Source organism: Hymenobacter agri, from assembly GCF_054778495.1.
Window position 1 is genome coordinate 1 of sequence record NZ_BAAGZM010000815.1, and the last position, 1,545, is coordinate 1,545.

General features: G+C 65.5%; 1 protein-coding gene and 1 pseudogene. Both read left to right on the plus strand.

Going from position 1 to position 1,545, the window contains the following annotated elements; translation table 11 throughout:
• Positions 1–176 precede the first annotated feature (176 nt).
• Positions 177–797 (plus strand): response regulator, encoded by a 621-nt coding sequence (locus ACYVDE_RS22435; RefSeq protein ID WP_460503757.1) that lies wholly within the window; start codon positions 177–179, stop codon positions 795–797.
• A 415-nt stretch (positions 798–1,212) separates the two neighbouring features.
• A pseudogene (locus ACYVDE_RS22440) lies at positions 1,213–1,545 on the plus strand (hypothetical protein); the annotation flags it as partial.

Consider the following 1,545-nt stretch of genomic DNA (forward strand, 5'->3'; position numbering starts at 1 on the left):
GCAACCGACGGCGGGTTCCGGGTGCAGGTGGCCGTGCCCCTCGCGGCCCCGCGCCGGCCGTTTGGCATGCCGCTCAACGCTTGATGGGCCGACCTGTCTCGGCCGGATACTGATGGGACGGGCATCGCATCAACATGCGATACCGCTGCATGCCTGAACGCCGGAACTTTGTGTATATGAAAATCCGCCTGGCTATTGTCGAAGACCAGCCTGCCATCCGCGAGGCGCTGCACACCTACTTGTGTTCGCAGCCGGAGTTTGAGTGCGTGGCCGTGGCTGGCTCGGTGGAGGAGCTGCTGGCCCTGCTGACGTCCGGCATTCCGGCGCCCCGCCTAGTGCTGTCCGATATCGGGCTGCCGGGCGCCAATGGCATCGAGGGCGTGGCCCTGATTCGGGAGCTGGCCCCGCAGGCCGAGGTGGTGCTCATTACGGTGTATCAGGATTCGGAGCGCACGTTTCAGGCCCTGTGCGCGGGGGCGGTGGGCTATTTGGTGAAGAGCACGCCGCTGCCGGCCATCAAGCAGGCCTTACTCGATGTGCTGTCGGGCGGCTCGCCCATGTCGCCGGCCATTGCCCGCCACGTGATGCGCTACTTCCGGCCCGCCGCGCCGACCGCGGCCCTCACCCCGCGCGAGCAGCAGATTGTGGAAGCCCTGGAGCAGGGCCTGAGCTACAAGCTGGTGGGCGACCGGCTGGGCATCAGCCTGAACACGGTGCGCGCCTACATCCGCACGGTGTACGACAAGCTGCAAATCAACTCGAAGGCCGAGCTGCTGGCCCGCGGCCGGCACGGCTAGGGCCAGTAGCCTACCGCAGGCACAGGAGTAGCGTGTTGCTTGAGCAGTGGTGCGCCACCACCGCGCAAAGCTGTCATACCAGGCGCCGTCGAACCGCGCGCGCAGCGGCAATCAGGTTCGTGGTGACGAAGCATTGTAGGTGCTTCGACTACGCGCAGCATAGCTGTTTTTATAGACTCAGCCGGCTTCTTATCAACGGACTGGCGATGAACGGGCCTCGCATCAACATGCGATACCGCCGTGTTTGGCGGGGCCGGACCTTTGTACCCGGTGCCTTGCCTCTTGTTTCAACGCTTGGCTCACCGGGCCGGATTGAGGTATTACGAACCGGGTTACTTTATTCATTTCTAACCTTATGCAGAAAATTTACGCCCCCCTGCCGCGAGCAGCTTCCTGGCGCCCGCTCTCCCAGCTTTTGCTCGGAGCCCTGCTGCTGGCCGCAGCTGCGCCGGCCCGGGCCCAAACGCAGACATTCTACTACAACGGCGGGACCCAGACGTATGCCGTGCCGGCCGGCGTCACGAAGCTGAACGTGACGGCTACGGGGGGAGCATCGGGCTACGGCGGCGCGGGCAATATCAACCCGGTGGCCGGCGGACAGGTGCAGGCCACACTGACGGTGACCCCGGGCGAGGTGTTGACTGTAGTAGTAGGGGGCATGTCGGTGGGCAACACTGGCGGCTACAACGGCGGCGGCTACTCGGCCTACTCGGGCGGCAGCGGCGGCGGCGGGGCCGGCGGGGCCATT

Coding starts and splice junctions, on each gene's coding strand:
- ACYVDE_RS22435 (WP_460503757.1), top strand. CDS start 177: ATGAAAATCCGCCTGGCTATTGTCGAAGACCAGCCTGCCATCCGCGAG.